The 17,623-nt window shown below is 58.3% G+C and carries 16 protein-coding genes; 10 read left to right on the plus strand and 6 right to left on the minus strand.

Going from position 1 to position 17,623, the window contains the following annotated elements; genetic code table 11:
• The first annotated feature begins 8 nt into the window (after window positions 1–8).
• Together dinG and B5M42_RS15735 are read left to right on the plus strand one after the other, a co-directional pair.
• Complete coding sequence (gene dinG, locus B5M42_RS15730) at window positions 9–2,885, plus strand: ATP-dependent DNA helicase DinG (RefSeq protein ID WP_134750469.1); 2,877 nt, start codon at window positions 9–11, stop codon at window positions 2,883–2,885.
• Complete coding sequence (locus tag B5M42_RS15735) at window positions 2,882–3,505, plus strand: redox-sensing transcriptional repressor Rex (protein ID WP_134750242.1); 624 nt, start codon at window positions 2,882–2,884, stop codon at window positions 3,503–3,505. Before dinG ends, B5M42_RS15735 begins: the two co-directional genes overlap by 4 nt.
• Window positions 3,506–3,590: 85 nt before the next feature.
• Here B5M42_RS15735 and B5M42_RS15740 read toward each other — a convergent pair whose 3' ends face one another.
• Both B5M42_RS15740 and B5M42_RS15745 read right to left on the minus strand, forming a co-directional pair.
• Complete coding sequence (locus B5M42_RS15740) at window positions 3,591–4,598, minus strand: inorganic phosphate transporter (RefSeq protein ID WP_134750244.1); 1,008 nt, start codon at window positions 4,596–4,598, stop codon at window positions 3,591–3,593.
• A 21-nt stretch (window positions 4,599–4,619) separates the two neighbouring features.
• Window positions 4,620–5,246, minus strand: coding sequence for a DUF47 domain-containing protein (locus B5M42_RS15745; protein ID WP_134750246.1), 627 nt, complete (start codon window positions 5,244–5,246; stop codon window positions 4,620–4,622).
• A 246-nt stretch (window positions 5,247–5,492) separates the two neighbouring features.
• On the opposite strand from B5M42_RS15745, the gene B5M42_RS15750 reads away from it, so the two are divergent.
• The 8 genes from B5M42_RS15750 (at window position 5,493) to B5M42_RS15785 (ending at window position 13,899) form a co-directional block, all read left to right on the plus strand.
• Window positions 5,493–6,788: an amidohydrolase gene (locus tag B5M42_RS15750; RefSeq protein ID WP_134750248.1), complete on the plus strand. Its 1,296-nt coding sequence runs from the start codon at window positions 5,493–5,495 to the stop codon at window positions 6,786–6,788.
• Window positions 6,789–6,841: 53 nt separating this feature from the next.
• Entirely contained in the window at window positions 6,842–7,330 is a 489-nt protein-coding gene (locus B5M42_RS15755) for a cell wall elongation regulator TseB-like domain-containing protein (RefSeq protein ID WP_230632943.1), read from the plus strand.
• Window positions 7,331–7,446: 116 nt separating this feature from the next.
• Entirely contained in the window at window positions 7,447–7,983 is a 537-nt protein-coding gene (locus B5M42_RS15760) for a hypothetical protein (protein WP_209280656.1), read from the plus strand.
• Window positions 7,976–9,496 (plus strand): AAA family ATPase, encoded by a 1,521-nt coding sequence (locus B5M42_RS15765; RefSeq protein ID WP_134750252.1) that lies wholly within the window; start codon window positions 7,976–7,978, stop codon window positions 9,494–9,496. The genes B5M42_RS15760 and B5M42_RS15765 overlap by 8 nt, the downstream gene beginning before the upstream one ends.
• Before the next feature lie 139 nt (window positions 9,497–9,635).
• Window positions 9,636–10,508: a 3-hydroxyacyl-CoA dehydrogenase family protein gene (locus B5M42_RS15770; protein WP_134750254.1), complete on the plus strand. Its 873-nt coding sequence runs from the start codon at window positions 9,636–9,638 to the stop codon at window positions 10,506–10,508.
• Window positions 10,505–11,701, plus strand: coding sequence for an acetate/propionate family kinase (locus tag B5M42_RS15775; protein ID WP_134750256.1), 1,197 nt, complete (start codon window positions 10,505–10,507; stop codon window positions 11,699–11,701). The genes B5M42_RS15770 and B5M42_RS15775 overlap by 4 nt, the downstream gene beginning before the upstream one ends.
• A 135-nt stretch (window positions 11,702–11,836) precedes the next feature.
• Window positions 11,837–13,126, plus strand: coding sequence for an asparagine--tRNA ligase (gene asnS / locus B5M42_RS15780; RefSeq protein WP_134750258.1), 1,290 nt, complete (start codon window positions 11,837–11,839; stop codon window positions 13,124–13,126).
• 38 nt (window positions 13,127–13,164) lie between these two features.
• The gene (locus B5M42_RS15785; RefSeq protein WP_134750260.1) at window positions 13,165–13,899 is read left to right on the plus strand and encodes a DnaD domain-containing protein; all 735 of its coding nucleotides are present in this window, start codon (window positions 13,165–13,167) and stop codon (window positions 13,897–13,899) included.
• 216 nt (window positions 13,900–14,115) lie between these two features.
• On the opposite strand, the gene mtnB is transcribed toward B5M42_RS15785, so the two are convergent.
• From mtnB to proC, 4 genes are read right to left on the minus strand one after another with little or no spacing between them, the layout of a single operon-like run.
• On the minus strand, window positions 14,116–14,757 hold the full coding sequence (mtnB, locus tag B5M42_RS15790) for a methylthioribulose 1-phosphate dehydratase (protein ID WP_134750262.1): 642 nt from the start codon (window positions 14,755–14,757) through the stop codon (window positions 14,116–14,118).
• Window positions 14,735–15,415, minus strand: coding sequence for a 2-hydroxy-3-keto-5-methylthiopentenyl-1-phosphate phosphatase (locus B5M42_RS15795; RefSeq protein ID WP_134750264.1), 681 nt, complete (start codon window positions 15,413–15,415; stop codon window positions 14,735–14,737). Before B5M42_RS15795 ends, mtnB begins: the two co-directional genes overlap by 23 nt.
• Window positions 15,415–16,686 carry a 2,3-diketo-5-methylthiopentyl-1-phosphate enolase gene (locus B5M42_RS15800; protein ID WP_134750266.1) on the minus strand — a complete coding sequence of 424 codons (1,272 nt, stop codon included), beginning with the start codon at window positions 16,684–16,686 and terminating at the stop codon, window positions 15,415–15,417. Before B5M42_RS15800 ends, B5M42_RS15795 begins: the two co-directional genes overlap by 1 nt.
• 34 nt (window positions 16,687–16,720) lie before the next feature.
• Window positions 16,721–17,581, minus strand: coding sequence for a pyrroline-5-carboxylate reductase (proC, locus tag B5M42_RS15805; protein ID WP_134750268.1), 861 nt, complete (start codon window positions 17,579–17,581; stop codon window positions 16,721–16,723).
• Window positions 17,582–17,623: the final 42 nt, after the last annotated feature.

Below are 17,623 nucleotides of genomic sequence, written 5' to 3' on the forward strand. Positions count from 1 at the left end.
GGGAAGGCATGAAATTCGCTGTGTTGGATTTTGAAACGACAGGCAGCCAGGCCGCGGATGAGATCATTCAAGTCGGACTGGTCATTATAGATGAAATGCAAATCGTCGACAGGTATACATCCCTGATTAAGCCGGGGGTTCGTATACCTTCTTCGATTACGGCTTTAACAGGCATTACCGATGAGATGGTCGAAGACGCGCCGGGACTGGCCGAGGTGATGGCCGACATGTTCCCTCTGCTGTTCGATTGTGTGCTTGTTGCGCACAACGTCGGCTTTGATCTGGCTTTTTTGCAGCGCGGATTGACGAAAACCGGCTATCCGCCGTTCAGCGGGCGCGTACTTGATACGATGGATCTGCTGCGCATCTTGTTTCCGTCGATTACGAGCCTGCAGCTCGGCATGGTTGCGAGCTTGTTCGGACTGGATCACGAGCGGCCGCATCAAGCCGATAGCGATGCTGAGGTGACGGCGCTGATCTGGATTATTTGTTTGCAGCGGCTGCTCGGACTGCCGCTTTTGACCGTACAGCGGATAACGCGGATTTTTGAAAACGGTTCAGGCGATTTGGGCTGGTTTCTGGATGAAATTCGCGCTTTCAAGGAGCAGACGACGGCTGTGGATACGGATGAGCAGCGCTACTTCCGGCAGTTTACGATCAATGTCGGCGATTGGGACGAGGAAGAGGACGTGCGCGCGCCGCATGAGGCGATGGAGCTGACGCCGTCGTTTGACGCGTTTTATGCCGGGCTGAAGACGACGCTGCAAAGCCGCTTTGAGGTGTACGAGGATCGGGAAGCGCAGGAGCAGATGATTCGTGAGGTGGAGGACGCTCTGCAAGCGGAGCGGCATCTGATGATTGAAGCGGGCACGGGTACGGGCAAATCGCTCGCCTATCTGATTCCTTCGTTGTATTACGGCATTCAGCAGGACAAGAAGGTGATCGTGAGCACGCATACGATCAATTTGCAGGAGCAGCTGCGCGAGCGCGATATTCCGCTTTTGCACGGCATTTTCCCCATTGGCTTCAAAGCGGCGGTGCTCAAGGGACGCAGTCACTATTTGTGCTTGCGCAAATTCGAGAACAAGCTGGCGGTCAGCGACTACGAGAACGGCAAGGAGGATCCGCTGACGGCGGCGCAAATGGTCGTCTGGCTGAGCGAGACCGAGCACGGGGACGAAGAGGAGCTGCATTTTGGCAACAAGGGGCCTCAGTTCTGGCATACGGTGGCCAGCGATACGGATTCCTGCCTGAACCGGATGTGCCCGTGGTTCAAAAAATGCTTCTATCATCGCGCTCGCCATCACGCCAATACGGCCGATGTCGTCATAACGAACCATTCGCTGCTGTTTACCGACATGAAAGCCGATAACCGGCTGCTGCCGCATTACAAGCATTTGATTATCGACGAGGCCCATCATTTTGAAGAGGTCGCGAGCAAGCATTTGGGCATCGAGCTGCATTCATCGGCGTTTTATCATACCCTGCAATGGCTATACAAGGATCATCGCAGCGGTCAGCTGCCGATGCTGCGGTTCCGGCTGCAGCGTTTTGACGGCGACGAGCGGGCTGCGGCTTGGGCGGAGACGGCCGATGGGCTGCTGCCCAAGGTGCTGGACGTCAAGGACCGCTGGGAGGCGCTGAGCGAAAGCCTGTACGAGCATTTGGCGGCCAAAAGCAGCGATCCGTCGCAGTCGGAATCGTCGCAATACGTGCTGCGGATGAAGCCGGATACGTTGCCTGCGACGTGGCCGGATTTGACCGAGCAGGGCCAGGCGCTGGTCAGCGGGCTGGGTGAGCTGCTGCGCGGCCTGGAGCGGCTCACAGCCGAGATCAAGGAGGTACAGGAGGTCTATGAGGTGCAGAGCCTGATCACCGATCTGGGGGGCACCCTGAAGGAGCTGCACGGACATCGCGACGCGCTGGAGTTTTTCATCAAGATGGAGGACGCGGGGTTCGTGTATTGGATGGAAGCGGGAACGTATGCCAAAAGCCGCTCCCTGCAGCTGATCAGTGTGCCAACCGACGTCAGTTCGTTGCTGCAGCAGCATTTTTTCGAGACGAAAGACAGCATCATCCTGACGTCGGCGACGTTGTCCGTGAACAAATCGTTCCAGTATGCAGCCGACCAGCTTGGTCTAAATGTACCGCAGCCGGAGCAGCTTCAGGGGCAAGCCGGCAAGCTCAAAACCGTGCAGCTGCCCTCGCCGTTCAATTACCGCGAGCAGGCGCTTGTCTGCATCCCGCGCGATTTTCCGACAATACGCGGCGCGGCGGGGGACAGCGTCTTCATCGACGCGCTGGTGAAGTCGCTGGGCGATGTGGCCGTGGCGACGAAGGGCCGAATGCTCGTGCTGTTCACGTCCAACCGGATGCTCAAGCTGGTGCACGGCGCTTTGAAGGAGCGTTTGAAGCCGCAAGGCATTCACGTGCTTGGCCAAGGCGTCGACAGCGGCAACCGGAGCAAGCTGACGCGCATGTTCCAGGAGCACAGCGCCTGCGTGCTGCTTGGCACCAGCTCGTTCTGGGAGGGCGTGGACATTCCCGGCGAGGCGCTGAGCTGTCTGGCGATCATTCGCCTGCCGTTCCAGCCGCCGAATCATCCGCTGATTGAAGCCAAATGCGACAATATCAAAAAAAGCGGCGGCAATCCATTCATGAAGTTTTCCGTGCCGCAAGCGGTCATCCGCTTCAAGCAGGGGTTCGGCCGGCTTGTCCGCCGCGCTTCGGACAAAGGCATCGTCATTATTTATGATACCCGGGTGATTGATACGCAATACGGCAAATATTTTCTGTACTCGCTCCCAGGACCGAAAATTGAGCACATGACGACGGAGCAAATGGTGCCCAGAATTCGCGAATGGATGGGGGAGGTGCTGGTTTGAAGACGCTGAAAATTTCCGAAGCGGTCGTGCGGCGGCTGCCGATTTACCTGCGGTATTTAAACGAGCTGGCGATGAAAAATACGATGACGGTCTCCTCGCAGGACTTGGGTCACAAGCTGGATTTGAATCCGGCGCAAATCCGCAAGGATTTGGCCTATTTCGGCGAATTCGGCAAAAAAGGCATTGGCTACGATGTCGGCTATCTGATTGAAAAAATCCGGCAAATTCTCAAGCTGGACCGTCATTTGCCGGTTGCGCTGGTGGGCGCGGGCAATCTCGGCCGCGCGTTGTGCAATTACAACACGTATCTGCGTAACGATATGAAGATTGTCGCTGTGTTTGACGATTTTCCTGGCAAGGCTGGCGAAGCGATCAACAACTTGCTGGTGCAGCCGATGGAGGAGCTCAAGGAAACGATTGCCCGCCTCGGCGTGCGCATCGGCATTATTACCGTTCCTGCGGCTGAAGCGCAAAACGTCGCGATGCAGTTCGTTGAAGCCGGCGTTGAAGCGATTCTCAATTTTGCGCCAGTGATCATCAAGGTACCGGGCGACGTGCGCGTGCATCACGCTGATTTTACGACCGAGCTGCAAAGTCTGGCCTACTATCTGGATGAATAACAGACAGCCAAAAAAAGCGTCCCTCCCGAAAGCCGGGCAGGGACGCTTGTCCGTTTCTGCGAAATAATAACGCAGCTTGCATGAGTTAAACCGGGAAAAGCAGCTTGAACAGCAGTGAAAAAATCAGATAAGCCAGCACGATGCTGATCGGGATCGTAATGATCCAGGTGACGATCATACGGCCGACAGTGGCCCATTTGACCTCATGGAAGCGCATGACGCTGCCGGTACCGATAATCGAAGACGAAATGACGTGCGTCGTCGACAGCGGCATGCCGAAGTGCGTGGACGTCTGAATGACAATCGACGAGGTCAAATCGGATGCAAAGCCGTTGATCGGCTCGATTTTGATAATTTTCCGGCTGATCGTCTTGATGATGCGCCAGCCGCCGATCGAGGTGCCAAGACCCATGGCAATCGCCGCAGCAACCTTGACCCAGAGCGGCACGTCGAGGCCGACTTGCTTGTTGGCTGCTACGAGACCAAACACGATAATGCCCATCGCCTTTTGCGCGTCATTGCCGCCGTGCGAGAACGACAGCAGCACCGCCGATACGACCTGCAAAATGCGGAATACGCGGTTCAGCTTCGAGCGCGACGTATTGCCTTTCCAGATCACGATGTATTTGATAATAGCCATAATGAGGTAGCCCGCAGCGAAAGCGACAATCGGCGAAAGCACGAGAATCAGAATGATTTGCGTGAAGCCGCTCCAGTTCACAGAGTCGAAACCGGCTCCGGCAATGACCGCTCCGGCGAGCGAGCCGAGCAGCGTATGCGAGGAGGAGGACGGGATCGCGTAATACCACGTGACCAGATTCCAGATGATTGCCGACAGCAGCGCCGCAATGACGATTTCAACGCCATGCGGAATGGTTGCCGGATTGGCGACTTTGCCGCCGACCGTTTTGGCGACGCCCGAAGACACGATGGCGCCGATGAAGTTCAGCACAGCGGCCATCAGCACCGCGATGCGCGGCGGCAGAGCCCGGGTCGAGATGGAGGTGGCGATGGCGTTGGCCGTATCGTGAAATCCGTTAATAAAGTCGAAGAGCAGGGCCAGCGCCACGATAACGAACAATAATGTCAGCATGTTTTCCCTCCGAGCCGTTTCTTACGAGTACCGCAGAACGACGCTCTCCAGAATGTTCGCGACGTCTTCGCACGCATCGGTCGTCTCTTCCAGGCGCTCATAAATTTCCTTCAGCTTGAAATCCTCATACGGATCTTTTTTGGCCTTGAAAATTTGCCGGATGCCTTCGCGCATCAGTCGGTCGCCGTCATTTTCCAGACTGTTGATCTGGACGGTGTGTTCGGTAATCTGCATATATTTCTTTTTCGCGAGCAGCTTGAAGGCGTCGAGAATGTGCTGGCACGAGGCCACAATCACCCCGGAAAATTCCTGCATTAGCGCATCCGTCGTCTCAATGTACAAGTAGTCAAATCGGGCGATCGTCGCTTCAATCCCGTCCGTCACGTCATCCAGCTTGGAGGCCAGCTCCATGATGTCTTCCCGATCCAGCGGCGTGATGAACGCTTTGTTCAAGCCTTTGAAAATTTCGTGCGTGATCGAGTCGCCCTGATGCTCCAGATCGTTGATAGCCTGGATGAAATGGGTCGGCGGCTTTTCGCCCATCATGGCGGTCCGGAACATTTGCGCAGCTTGCAGCGCGTTCTCGGCCGAACGGATGAGAAGCTGAAGAAAGTCGGCTTCTCCTTTTTTTGTGAACAGCGTTGTCATAAAACCCTCCTAAGGTTGGTTGATAGCTGGTAAAATTGACTGACGGTTAACAGGCGCCACGCGAAATATAGCGCATTTTGGAAAGAAAACTCACGAAATTAAAAATATCAAATTCTCATAGGGAAAGCAATGCCCAATCGCAAGTTCCGTAAGCGATCGTTTCTTGATTTTGGCTGCGTGAAGTTGTACATTGGAAAAAGTGACGTTTACTTATATATAAAGGTATGGAAAAGAGGATGAAGAAGCATGGCAAAAACGTTGATTGCAGGCGGTCTTTTCATCACGGCAGATGAGACGGCGCCTTGGATAAAAGGCAGCATGGTCATGGAAAACGGCAGCATTACCTACATCGGCGAAAGCGAACCGGAGCCGCGCAACAGCTACGATGAAGTGATCGACGGCACGAACAAGCTGTACATGCCCGGTTTGGTCAATACGCACGGCCATGCGGCCATGTCGCTGCTGCGCGGCTGGGGCGACGATATGGCGCTGCAGGTGTGGCTGGAGACGAAAATGTGGCCGATGGAAGCGAAATTTACGGCTAATGACGTCAAATGGGGCACGCTGCTGGCGATTCTGGAAATGGTCAAGGGCGGCACGACGACGTTCGTTGACATGTACGATCATATGCATGAGGTAGCACAGGCTGTCGAATTGTCCGGGATGCGCGGTTGTCTGGCCCGCGGCGTGATCGGATTGTGTCCGCCCGAGGTGCAGGATGCGAAATTAAAGGAAGCGACGGAATTCGCCCGCACCTGGCACGGACGAGCCGGCGGCCGCATTACGACGATGATGTCGCCGCACGCGCCGTATACCTGTCCGCCGGACTACATCGAGCGGATCGTTCAGGCGGCTCACGATTTGAACCTGCCGCTGCACACGCACATGTCCGAGACAAGCCGCGAGGTGCAAGCCAACGTCGACCAATACGGCTTGCGTCCCGTTGCGCATCTGGAGAAGCTGGGCGTGTTTACGCGGCCGACGCTGGTCGCTCACGGCGTCCATCTGACCGATGAAGAGATCGCGACGTTGAGCAAATACGATGTGCGCATCTCGCACAATCCGGGCAGCAACCTCAAGCTGGCGAGCGGCGTGGCGCGCGTGCCGGAGCTGCTTAAAGCGGGCGTGAAGGTGTCGCTGGGTACGGATAGCGCGGCATCCAACAACAATCTCGACATGTTCGAGGAAATGCGTCTGGCCGCTTTGATTCACAAAGGCGTATCCGGCGATCCGGTGGCCGTTCCGGCGACAGAGGCGCTGCGTATGGGCACCAGGCTCGGAGCCGAATCGATCTGGCTGAATGATGTCGGTCAGCTCAAAGCCGGCATGAAGGCCGATTTCATCGCGCTGGACATCGATCAGCCGCATTTTCTCCCGAAAACTGACTTCATCTCTCATATTGTGTACTCCGCATCGGCAAAAGATGTAGTCGACGTCTGCATTGACGGGCAATGGATCGTGCGCAAGGGCGAATGCCTGACGCTGGACGAAGAGAAGATCAAGCGGGAATTCCAAAGCTGCTTCCAGTCGCTGGTCGGTTGAGAAGCGGACGGGGCGAAGCGCCACAACTTGAGCGAAGGCGGAGGCGAGCGACGGTGACGTGGAGAAGATGGACGGTGCTGGGCTTGTTCATTGCAGCGACGCTAATCGTCGTGCTCGCGCGGTTTTATGCCAGCGTGCAGGGCGAGCATTGGCGCGATGATGCGCAGGCCGTGAACACGGCGTACGAGAAGTCGATTTTGGCAAAAGCGGAGCGGGTGGAGTCGTTCTACGGCGATGAGCCGATGCATGTCGTTTTTGGTTCAGACAAAATCGGCCAGCCGGTGATCGTCTGGGTGACAGCGAACGGTATACATACCGAAATGGCTGACGAAGCGGTCAATGAGCAGCAGATTCGCGAGAAAATGGCCGCGAAGGACCCGGCGCTGGAGGTGCTGCGGGTGCTGCCCGGCGAGCTGGGCGGCAACTATGTGTGGGAAGTGTTTTACAAAAAAAAAGAAGCCGCAGGCGTCAGGTATTTTTACGATTACTACGGCTTCAAGGATGGCGCTTATCTGGATACGTACCGGCTCAGTCTGCAATAGACTGGGCTTTTTTTTGTTTCCACACATTGCTTGGCGCTTGCGTCAATATCTTGTGATATACTTTGCGTATAGCGTTTCAGCAATCAAATAGCGCATAGAAAGGGGGACGTTGACTGATGAAGCTGCGTCTCTTACCTGTCGTTTTAAGTTTGGTGATTACATCGGCCGTATTATTCGGGGGATGGTTCGCTTACAATAGCCTGGCTATGGAAAATCCGTTGTCTGCTGTGGTGCAAAAGGTTCCCGGCGTCGTACAGTCCGACGTCAAGCTGAGCAGCGGTACTGTTGACGTCAAGCTGACGCTGGCCGCCGACGCCGATTTGCGCAGCGTGGTTGAGCGCATCGCCTCGGAGGGCGCGGCGCAGATCGGCAAGCGGACGCTGCGGTTCGACGTGGCGGGCAGCGCGTCGTCGCAGACGCTCGACACATGGTGGTCGAAGGCGCTGTTCGGGGTCGCTCAAGCGATGGAGACGAAGCATTACGCCGATATCCCGGCGACGCTGGAGCAGCAGGCGGCCGATCTGGGCGGACTTGCCGTCGATACGCAGATGGACGATCAGTATGTGTATGTTCGCTTGACCGACGGGCAAGCCTGCAAGTTTGTGATGCTGCCGCGGACGGGCGGCACGATGGGGGTGTGGCCGAATGAGTAAATACGGCAAAGAAATTTGCATCGGCGCTGTGCCGGTGCTGCTTGTTTTTTTAGCCTTTGTGGGCATCAATGTCGTGCCGCTTCTGTTCACGGCGGTGCTGGCCGTGTCGGTGTGGTACATGATCCGCAGCCGCGGCGGCGTGGGCGTAGCGACGGGCGAGCGCAAGAGCAAAAACCGTGCACCCTCTTATTTGACCTTTGATCAAATCGGCGGTCAGGAGCGGGCGAAGCGCGAGCTGATGGAGGCGCTCGATTTTTTAATCAAGCACGATGAGATTCAACAGCTCGGCATCCGGCCGTTGAAGGGCATTTTGCTGACCGGGCCGCCGGGAACGGGCAAAACGCTGATGGCCAAAGCCGCAGCGCATTATACGAATTCCGTGTTCGTCGCGGCGTCCGGCAGTGAGTTTGTCGAGATGTATGTCGGCGTCGGGGCCAGCCGCGTGCGCGATCTGTTCAAGGAAGCACGGACGCGGGCGGCGAAGGAAGGCAAGGAGAATGCGGTGGTGTTTATCGACGAGATCGACGTGATCGGCGGTCAGCGGCAAGGCGGCCAGCACCGCGAATACGATCAGACGCTGAATCAGCTGCTGACCGAAATGGACGGCATTCATACAAACGATACGCCGCGTCTTTTGATCATTGCCGCGACGAATCGCAAGGAGATGCTGGACAGCGCGCTGCTGCGGCCGGGCCGTTTTGACCGGCACATCGAGGTGGATTTACCCGACAAAAAGGGTCGGCTTTCGATTCTGGAAATTCATGCGCGCAACAAGCCGCTGGCGGCCGGCGTTACGCTCGACAGGGTGGCTGAGCAAACCTTCGGCTTCTCAGGCGCGCAGCTCGAAAGCGTGCTGAACGAAGCGGCGATTTATGCGCTGCGCGACGAAGCGAAGGAGATTGCCCAGCAGCATTTGGCCCATGCGATTGACAAGGTGATGCTGGGCGAACGGACGGATCGCGAAGCGGCGTCGGAGGAGAAGGAACGCGTCGCTTATCATGAGCTTGGCCATGCCATTGTCGCCGAAATCGTGCGTCCCGGCTCGGTTTCGCAGGTGACGGTGTCGCCGCGCGGCAAGGCGCTTGGCTATGTGCGGCACAATCCGCCGCAGGATCATTATTTGTACACGAAGCGTTATATCGAGGAGCAGATTATGGTTGCGCTCGGCGGAGCGACGGCTGAGGAAATGTTCTACGGCGGGCGCAGCACGGGCTCGCGCAATGATTTCGAGCAGGCGCTGCAGATGGTTCGCAATATGATCGACGCCGGCTTGACTTCACTGGGTATCGTCGACCGCGATATGGTGACGAAGGAGGAGCTGATGAAGGAGAATGCGCGCATTCTCGATGAGCTGGCGGCGCGAACGCGCGAGCTGCTGGAAAGCAAGCGTCCGGTGTTTGCGTCGTCGCTGGATATTTTGCTCAAGGAGGAAGTGCTGTCCGGGGATGCGTTCCGCGCTTTGCTGGCCGACGGTGCCGACAGCGGGCGGGACGGACATACGCAATCGGCCTGATGTTGCGCGTTCAACGAATTGTCAAGAAGCCGCTCTGAAAAGAGCGGCTTTTTGACATACTACAGTGAAAACCGCGGCAAAACGATGTATGATGAAGAGGAAGAAATTTCTCGCCATTGCCCGAAAAGGAGACTTGACTATGCCGCTGAAACGGATCGGAGTTGTTGGAGGAGGAACGATGGGACAGGGCATCGCCGAGATGCTGGCTGCCAAGGGACTGGAAGTGCTGCTGGTTGAAAAATCGCCGGAGAAGCTCGCGCATACGCTGGATATGATTACGCTGAGCCTCGACAAGCAAATGGAACGCTGGGCGCTGACGGAGGCGGAAAAGAAGCTGATTCTGGCCCGAATCGGCTTTGTGCTGCAGCTTGAGGAGCTGTCGGGCTGCGACATGGTGATTGAGACGATCACCGAGGATTTGGAGGCGAAGAAGCGCGTGTTTGCTGCGCTAGATCCGGTCGTGCGGCCGGATACGGTGCTGGCCAGCAATACGTCGACGCTGAGCCTGACGGAGCTGGCGGCGGCGACGAAAACGCCGGAGCGGGTTATCGGCGTGCACTTTTTGCATCCGGTATCCAAAATTGCGCTGGTGGAAATCGTCCGCGGGCTGAAGACGTCGGATGATACGTTTGAGCGGACCCGGGAATTTATTGACGACACGCTGGAAAAAAAGAGCATCAAGGTGTACGAGTCACCGGGTTTTATTACCACCCGGCTGATCGGTACATTGATTAACGAAGCGATGCATACGCTAGCAGAAGGCGTCGCTTCTGCCGAGGATATCGATAACGCGATGCGTATCGGCTACGACTTCCGCTACGGTCCGCTGGAGATGTGCGATCGTTTCGGATTGGATTCGGTGCTCGATTCGCTGGAGCGGCTGTTCCGCGAGTACGGGGATTTGAAGTACAGACCGTCGTTTTTGCTCAAGCAGATGGTGCGCGCCGGCCATTTGGGCGTCAAGACGGGCGAAGGTTTTTTCCGCTATGACAAGGACGGTGACCGCATATGAATGTGCTTGTCATTAATGCAGGCAGCTCGTCGCTGAAATATCAGCTGTACTTCATGAGCGAAGGACGGGTGCTGGCCAAAGGCAAGGTGGAGCGCATCGGAATGGATACGGCGCTGCTGACGCACGAGCCGGAAGGCAAGCCGGATGTGAGCGAGGTCAGCGAAATTCTCGACCATACGACGGCGATCCGCCGCGTGCTCGATTTGCTCGTGCATCCGCAGCACGGCGTGCTCAAGACGGCGGCGGAGATCGAAGCGGTCGGGCATCGCGTCGTACACGGCGGCGAATCGTTCCGGGCGTCGGTGCGCGTCGACGAAGACGTCAAGCGGGAAATTCGCCGGCTGTTCGATCTGGCGCCGCTGCACAATCCGGCCGCGCTGCTCGGCATCAACGCCGTGGAAGCGAACATGCCCGGCGTGCCGCAGGTTGTCGTATTCGATACGGCGTTCCATCAGACGATGCCGCCTGCGGCGTATTTGTATCCGGTGCCAATGGCGCTGTACCGCAAGCACAAGGTGCGGCGGTACGGCTTTCACGGCACGTCGCACCACTACGTCAGCGAGCGCGCCGCGGCGTTCCTGGAGCGTCCGCTGGCTGCGCTCAAGCTCGTCACGTGCCATATCGGCAACGGGGCGAGCTGCGCCGCCGTGCTGGGCGGACGCTCAATCGATACGAGCATGGGGATGACGCCGCTCGAAGGGCTGATGATGGGCACGCGCAGCGGCGATCTCGATCCGGCCATCGTGCCGTATACGATGGGCAAGGAGGAGCTGACCTTGAGCGAGGTCAGCTCGATGCTGAACAAGCACAGCGGTCTGCAGGCGGTGTCCGGCCTCAGCAGCGATATGCGGGAGATCGAAGGAGCGATGGACGCGGGCGATAGCAACGCCGCGCTGGCCTTCGAGATGTACGCCTACCGGCTGCGCAAATATATCGGCGCGTATGCTGCGGCGCTGAACGGAATGGACGCGCTGGTGTTTACGGCCGGCGTCGGAGAAAATTCCGAGCGTCTGCGCAGCGCGGTCTGCCGCGAGCTGACCTTCCTCGGCGTGGAGCTGGACGAGGTGAAGAACGGGCGCGGCTACAAGGGTGAGCGCCGGATTTCCGCGGCGTCCTCGCGCGTGGAGGTCCTGGTCATTCCGACCAATGAGGAATGGATGATAGCGCGCGATACGTATGCGCTGGTGCGCTAGAAGTCCGGTGAAAAAGTGGCCGGCGAGTCGATAGGGAGTTGGAACAGTGAGCGGGAACCGCTATCGACCGGAGGACACTGGATTTTCACCGGACTTCCAGAGAAGAGAAAGAAGTACCGAAGGGAGCGATTCGCCATGAAATGCACCATCAGGGAAGTCCAACACCATGTCGGTGAAACGGTCACGATCGGCTGCTGGCTGCACAAAAAGCGCTCCAGCGGCAAAATTCAATTTTTACAGCTGCGCGACGGCTCCGGATACATACAGGCGATTGCGGTGAAAAGCGAGGTCGGCGAAGCGGCGTGGGAAGCGGCGTCGAAGCTGACGCAGGAAAGCTCGCTCTACGTCACCGGCCGGGTCAAAGAGGACCCGCGCAGCAAGGGCGGCTATGAGCTGGATGTCGAGGGGATCGAGATTCTCCAGCTGACGGAGGAATATCCGATTACGCCCAAGGAACACGGCACCGATTTTTTGATGGATCATCGGCATTTGTGGATTCGCAGTCCGCGCCAGCGGGCGATTCTGGTGATTCGCGCGCAAATCGTGCAGGCGATCCAGCAGTTTTTTAACGAACGCGGCTTTCATCTGGTCGATCCGCCGATTTTGACGCCATCTTCGTGCGAAGGGACGACGAATCTGTTTCACACGAAATATTTTGACGAGGACGCGTACCTGACGCAAAGCGGCCAGCTATACATGGAGGCGGCGGCAATGGCGCTGGGCCGGGTGTATTCATTCGGGCCGACGTTCCGCGCCGAGAAGTCGAAGACACGCCGGCATTTGATCGAATTCTGGATGATCGAGCCGGAGATGGCCTTTGTGGACCATGTGGAAAATCTGCAAGTGCAGGAGCAATTGATCGGCCATATCGTACAGTCCGTGCTGACAAACTGCCGCAAGGAGCTGGAAACGCTGGAGCGCGACGTGTCGAAGCTGGAGCAGGTACAGGGGACGTTCCCGCGGATGACATACGACGAGGCGGTGGCGTTCCTGCACAGCAAGGGCTTCGAGTTCGAATGGGGCGAGGACTTTGGCGCGCCGCACGAAACGGCGATTGCCGAGCAGTTCGCCAAGCCGGTGTTCATTACACATTATCCGACGGCGATCAAGGCGTTTTATATGAAGCCGGACCCGCAGCGGCCGGAGGTTGTGCTGTGCGCCGATTTGATTGCGCCTGAAGGTTATGGGGAAATTATCGGCGGCAGCCAGCGGATCGACGATCCGGAGCTGATCGAGTTGCGCTTTCAGGAGCATGAGCTGTCCAAGGAAGCGTATCAATGGTATCTGGACCTGCGCAAATACGGCTCGGTGCCGCATTCGGGCTTCGGGCTCGGGCTGGAGCGAACGGTGGCGTGGATTTGCGGGCTGGATCACGTGCGGGAGACGATTCCGTTCCCGCGTCTGTTGTACCGGCTCTATCCGTAGCGATAGGGTCAGGCTGGGAGATAAGGGAGAGGGAACCGATGTTAAAAAGCGACGCATGGCCGAAGCGGGCCGAAGCGGTGATGGCTGCTGCGCTCAGTGAGCGCGATGTCGGCGTGCCGGCTTTGCTGCTGCGCCATTATCGGGAGCTGCGCCTGAGCGACGCCGAAGCGCTGCTGCTGATTCATCTGCTCGCGTTCACGGGCTTGGAGGGCAACGGCTTTCCGACGCCGGAGGAGATGGTGGCGCGGATGTCGGCCAGCGCCGAGCAGGTGACAGGCGCGCTGCAGAAGCTGCTGCATGACGGCTGGATTGCGATTGACGAAGGCGTTGAGGCCGCGTCGGGCATCCGCTTCGAGCGCTATAATCTGGCTCCGCTCTACGGCAAGCTGGCGGCGTTTGTGCTCAGCCGGCCCGAGCCGGAGATCGCAGCCGCCGGACATGCCGTCAGCGGGGGAGGAGCAGGCTCAGGGGCGCTGCAGTGGCCGGCGGACGATGCGGCAGGGGCGCTGCGGGCGGATACGAGCGTCTACGGGATTTTCGAGCAGGAATTCGCCCGTCCGCTGACGCCGATGGAGCTGGAGACGATCAGCGGCTGGCTGGACAAGGACCGCTACCGCGAGGAGCTGATTCTGACGGCGCTGAAGGAAGCGGTGTTTGCCGGAAAGGTGTATTTTCGCTACATCGACCGGATTTTGCTGGAATGGAGCCGCAATCGGGTCACGACGCCCGAGCAGGCGAAGGAATATGCGCAGCGCTACCGCCAGTCGCGGTAGGCGAGCAGAAAGGGGCTGCCGGATAAGCCCCATACAAAGCTGGACGGACAAACGCCAAGTTTGCCGTCGGCTTTTTTTATGCTGTGAAAGCGGGATAGGAGGTTTTGAAAAAAAACCGGCTCGTAATTCAGGCTATAAAGACCTGATCACGATGCCGGAAGGTTGTTGGATCTGTAGCGGCAAAAGCTTGTACTTGTAGTAGGTTCATTCAGGCGCTTAGCCGCGTGCCTTCAGCTCATGCCAGCGGCAGACGTATTCGAACAAAAACTCAAACGCCTCCAGATGACGCTTCGCTTCAAACGCGTTGGCGCCCCAGGCGTAAATGCCGTGCTTGCGCAGCACGATGCCGGGAATGCGCGGCGTCAGCACGCCCTCGACCAGCTCGGCGATGCGCGGAATGTCGGCGTAGTTCGGTAGAATCGGAATGTCGATCAACGCATCCTCGTCCCAAATGTTAAATGCCTTGATCAGCTCGACGCCTTCGACGGGAATGCTGCCGCGCTCCCAGAACAGCTCGGACGCCAGGTTGTTGAACACCGTATGTACGTGGAAAATCGCGCCCGCCCCGGTCAGCCGGTAAATCTCGCAGTGAATCAACGTTTCGGCCGAAGGCTTGAGCTTCGTGTCATCTGTCGGCTGCCCCGACTCGTTGACGAGCAGGAAATCCTCCGGCGTCTGCACGGATTTGTCCTTGCCGCTCGCGGTAATCGCAAACGTAAACGCCTGCGGATCGAATTCGCCGACGCGCACCGACAGGTTGCCGCTCGTTGCCGGGAACCAGCCCTTGGCTGCCAAGCCGGCCTTCACGGCGGCAAGCTCGGCGAACGCCCGCTGCTTATCCTCCAATGTCAGTTTCATGCTTGTCCATCGCCTCCAAATGCTTCATAACGTCGTAGAACGTTTCAAACGGGTAGAACGGCAGCTCCAGCTCCTCGCACAGCCCGATCAGGTGCGAGCGGGCAAACACGGTGTCAACGAGCTTGGCGCCGGCAAAATCAGTCACGCTGTCGCCGATCAGGATGCGGTGGTAACGCGCCGGATCGTAAGAGCGAATAATCGTCGTTTTGCACATGCCGCAGTCGTTATCGCAGTGCTCGTCGCAGCCGTTTGGCCACAAAATCTCAATCGTATCGCCGGCAAATGAGCTGGCGTTGCTGTAGATATGCTCGCGGGGAATCGGGAACGGTGCAAGCAGCGGGTAGATGAAAAAGTCGATCCCGCCGCTCGTGACAAGCAGCGTAATCTCGCGCTCCTTGCAGTAGTCGACGAATGCGCCGAAGCCGCTGCGGATTGTGGCGTTATGAATCGCGTAATCGACGATTTCCGCCTGCCGCGACGTTGGCAGCATCGCAAACATCCGGCCGACGGTCTGGCGGATCGACAGCTTGCCGTCCATTAGCTGCTGCACCAGCTCCTCCCAGCCCGGCGGATTGAAATGCTTCATGATCGCGACGATGTTGTCGTTTTGCGTAATTGTACCGTCGAAATCGCAAAAAACGATGCGCTTCTTGTCCATTACGCCCTGACCCCCCAAGCATCGATTGCCGCTTGCAGCTCGGGATGGCCAAGCGCGTAATCCTGCAGCGTCATGCCCTGCAACGTGGCATCAATCGCTTGGCGGAACGCCTGCCCGCCGGCAATCGTGCCGAGCGGATGGCCGTGAATGCCGCCACCGGCATTGACGACGACATCGCCGCCGAAATCGCGGAGGATGAGCGGCACGAGGCCGGGATGGATGCCCGCGGACGGCACCGGAAAGCTGGCGGCCAGCTTGGGCGCGTTGACGTCGGCGTCATAATCGCCATACACGTAGTCGGCTGCCCGGTCGGTCAGCAGCGCGTGCTTGATGGCGAGATTTTCCTCGCGCGGCATGACGACAGAGCCATACGGCGACGGGAACAAGACGAGATCGGCGCCGGCGAGGCGCATCAGCTTGCCGAGCAGGAGCGGAGCGGCAATGCCGTAATGCGGCGACGGGTAGAAGGCGCCGGCCATTGCCGGATGGGCCATAATCGGCACGTTGATCTCGGGGTCGGCGCTCAGCGCGTGCAGCGCGTCGAAGCCGTAAGCGAGCACGTTGAACAAGAGCGCGTTCACGCCGGCGCGGATCGCCTTGCGCGCTTGCTCCGGCAAGCCGAAGGTCGGTCCCGTGAGGTTGACGGCGTACAGCAGCTTTTGTCCGGTGCGCGCGCGCGCTTCTTCGGCTGCCGACAGGCATACCTCAATGCGGCGCTCCAGCGGCGTCAGCGGATTTTCGAACAAAATTTCATCGTCCTTGATCAAATCGACGCCGCCGGCGGCTTGCAAATAAAACTGCTCGCGCAGCGCCGGCAGCTCGTAGCCGACCACGGATTTGAAAATGCTCATCAGCAGCGGCCGGTCGTGCACGCCCAGCAGGTTGCGCACGCCGTTCATGCCGAATTTCGGACCGGCAAAGCCGGAGAGGAACGCGGGCGAGAACGACAGGTCGAGCAGCTTGATTCGGCCGTCCATCGACAGCTTGCCGAATACGGTGACAAGCAGCGCCGGCAGGTCGCGGCTGTAGTTCACATCCGGATAAGCGATGCGGATGTCGGCGTAACGGGCCGAAGCCGGCTCTCCGTTCGCGGGTTCGTGGACGTCGATGTCGACGACCTTGCCCAGATGCTTTTCCATTTGCGCTTTTTGTGCCTCAGGCAGCTCGGTCCAGCTGCCGACGGTCAAGCCGACGGCGATGCCGGTCGCTTTTTTTGCGAAATCGGCTTTTTCGTCATAGCAGCGATAGGTTGCCAAACAATATGAATTCATCGGATTTTTTCACCTGCTTTATAGGAACTGCGATTTATTTCGCGCTGGGTGCGGCGATTTGCTCGCCCATTTCTTTGGCCCGCTCAGCGGAGCGGAATACGGCGCGGACAATGCCCTCGCAAAACTGATGGCGGTCCAGCGTTTCAATCGCCGCTTGCGTCGAGCCGTTCGGCGAAGTCACCTTGCGCCGCAGCTCGGCCGGGTCCTCCTGCGTCGTTTCGACCATGTGCGCTGCGCCGAGAACGGTTTGCAGCGTCAGCTTGCGCGCGTCTTCCTCGCTCAATCCGCCTTCAACGGCCGCTTTGGTCATGGCTTCCATGAAGTAGTAGACGTAAGCCGGACCGCTGCCGGATACGCCGGTCACAAGGTCGAGCTTGGATTCGTCTACGACGCTGACGATGCCGACGGCTTCAAACATGTCGACGGCCAGCTTGCGTCCCGCTTCCGTGACGTTCGGCGAAAAGCTGATGCCGGTAGCGCCCAGGCCGATGGTGCTCGATGTGTTGGGCATCGTGCGGACGATCGGCAGGTCGGTGTTCAGCAGCGCCGCCGCTTTGGCTGTCGACAGGCCGGCAATCACCGAGACGAGCAGCTGCCCTTGGCGGAGCAGCGGGGCCAGCTCGGCAAAGGCACTTTCGACATCCTTGGGCTTCATGCAGAGCACAACGACGTCGGCTTCGCGGATGAACGCTTCGCGGTCCAGCGGATCGTTCGTGACGTTCACGCCATATTCGTTTTGGATGCGGGCGAGCTTGTCGGAATCGGAGCGGTTGGTGACGTACAGGTTCTGCGGGTTGGCGATGCGCCGCTCGACCAGACCGCGGAAAATCGCTTCCGCCATCGAGCCTGCGCCGACAAACACGATCCGCGCTTGAGATAATGCAGATAGGGTCATGGCTTCAAAATACCTCCCGGCCTACAGGCCACATATGGATAG

This window comes from Paenibacillus athensensis, assembly GCF_004514475.2.
Lineage (GTDB): Bacteria > Bacillota > Bacilli > Paenibacillales > NBRC-103111 > Paenibacillus_AL > Paenibacillus_AL athensensis.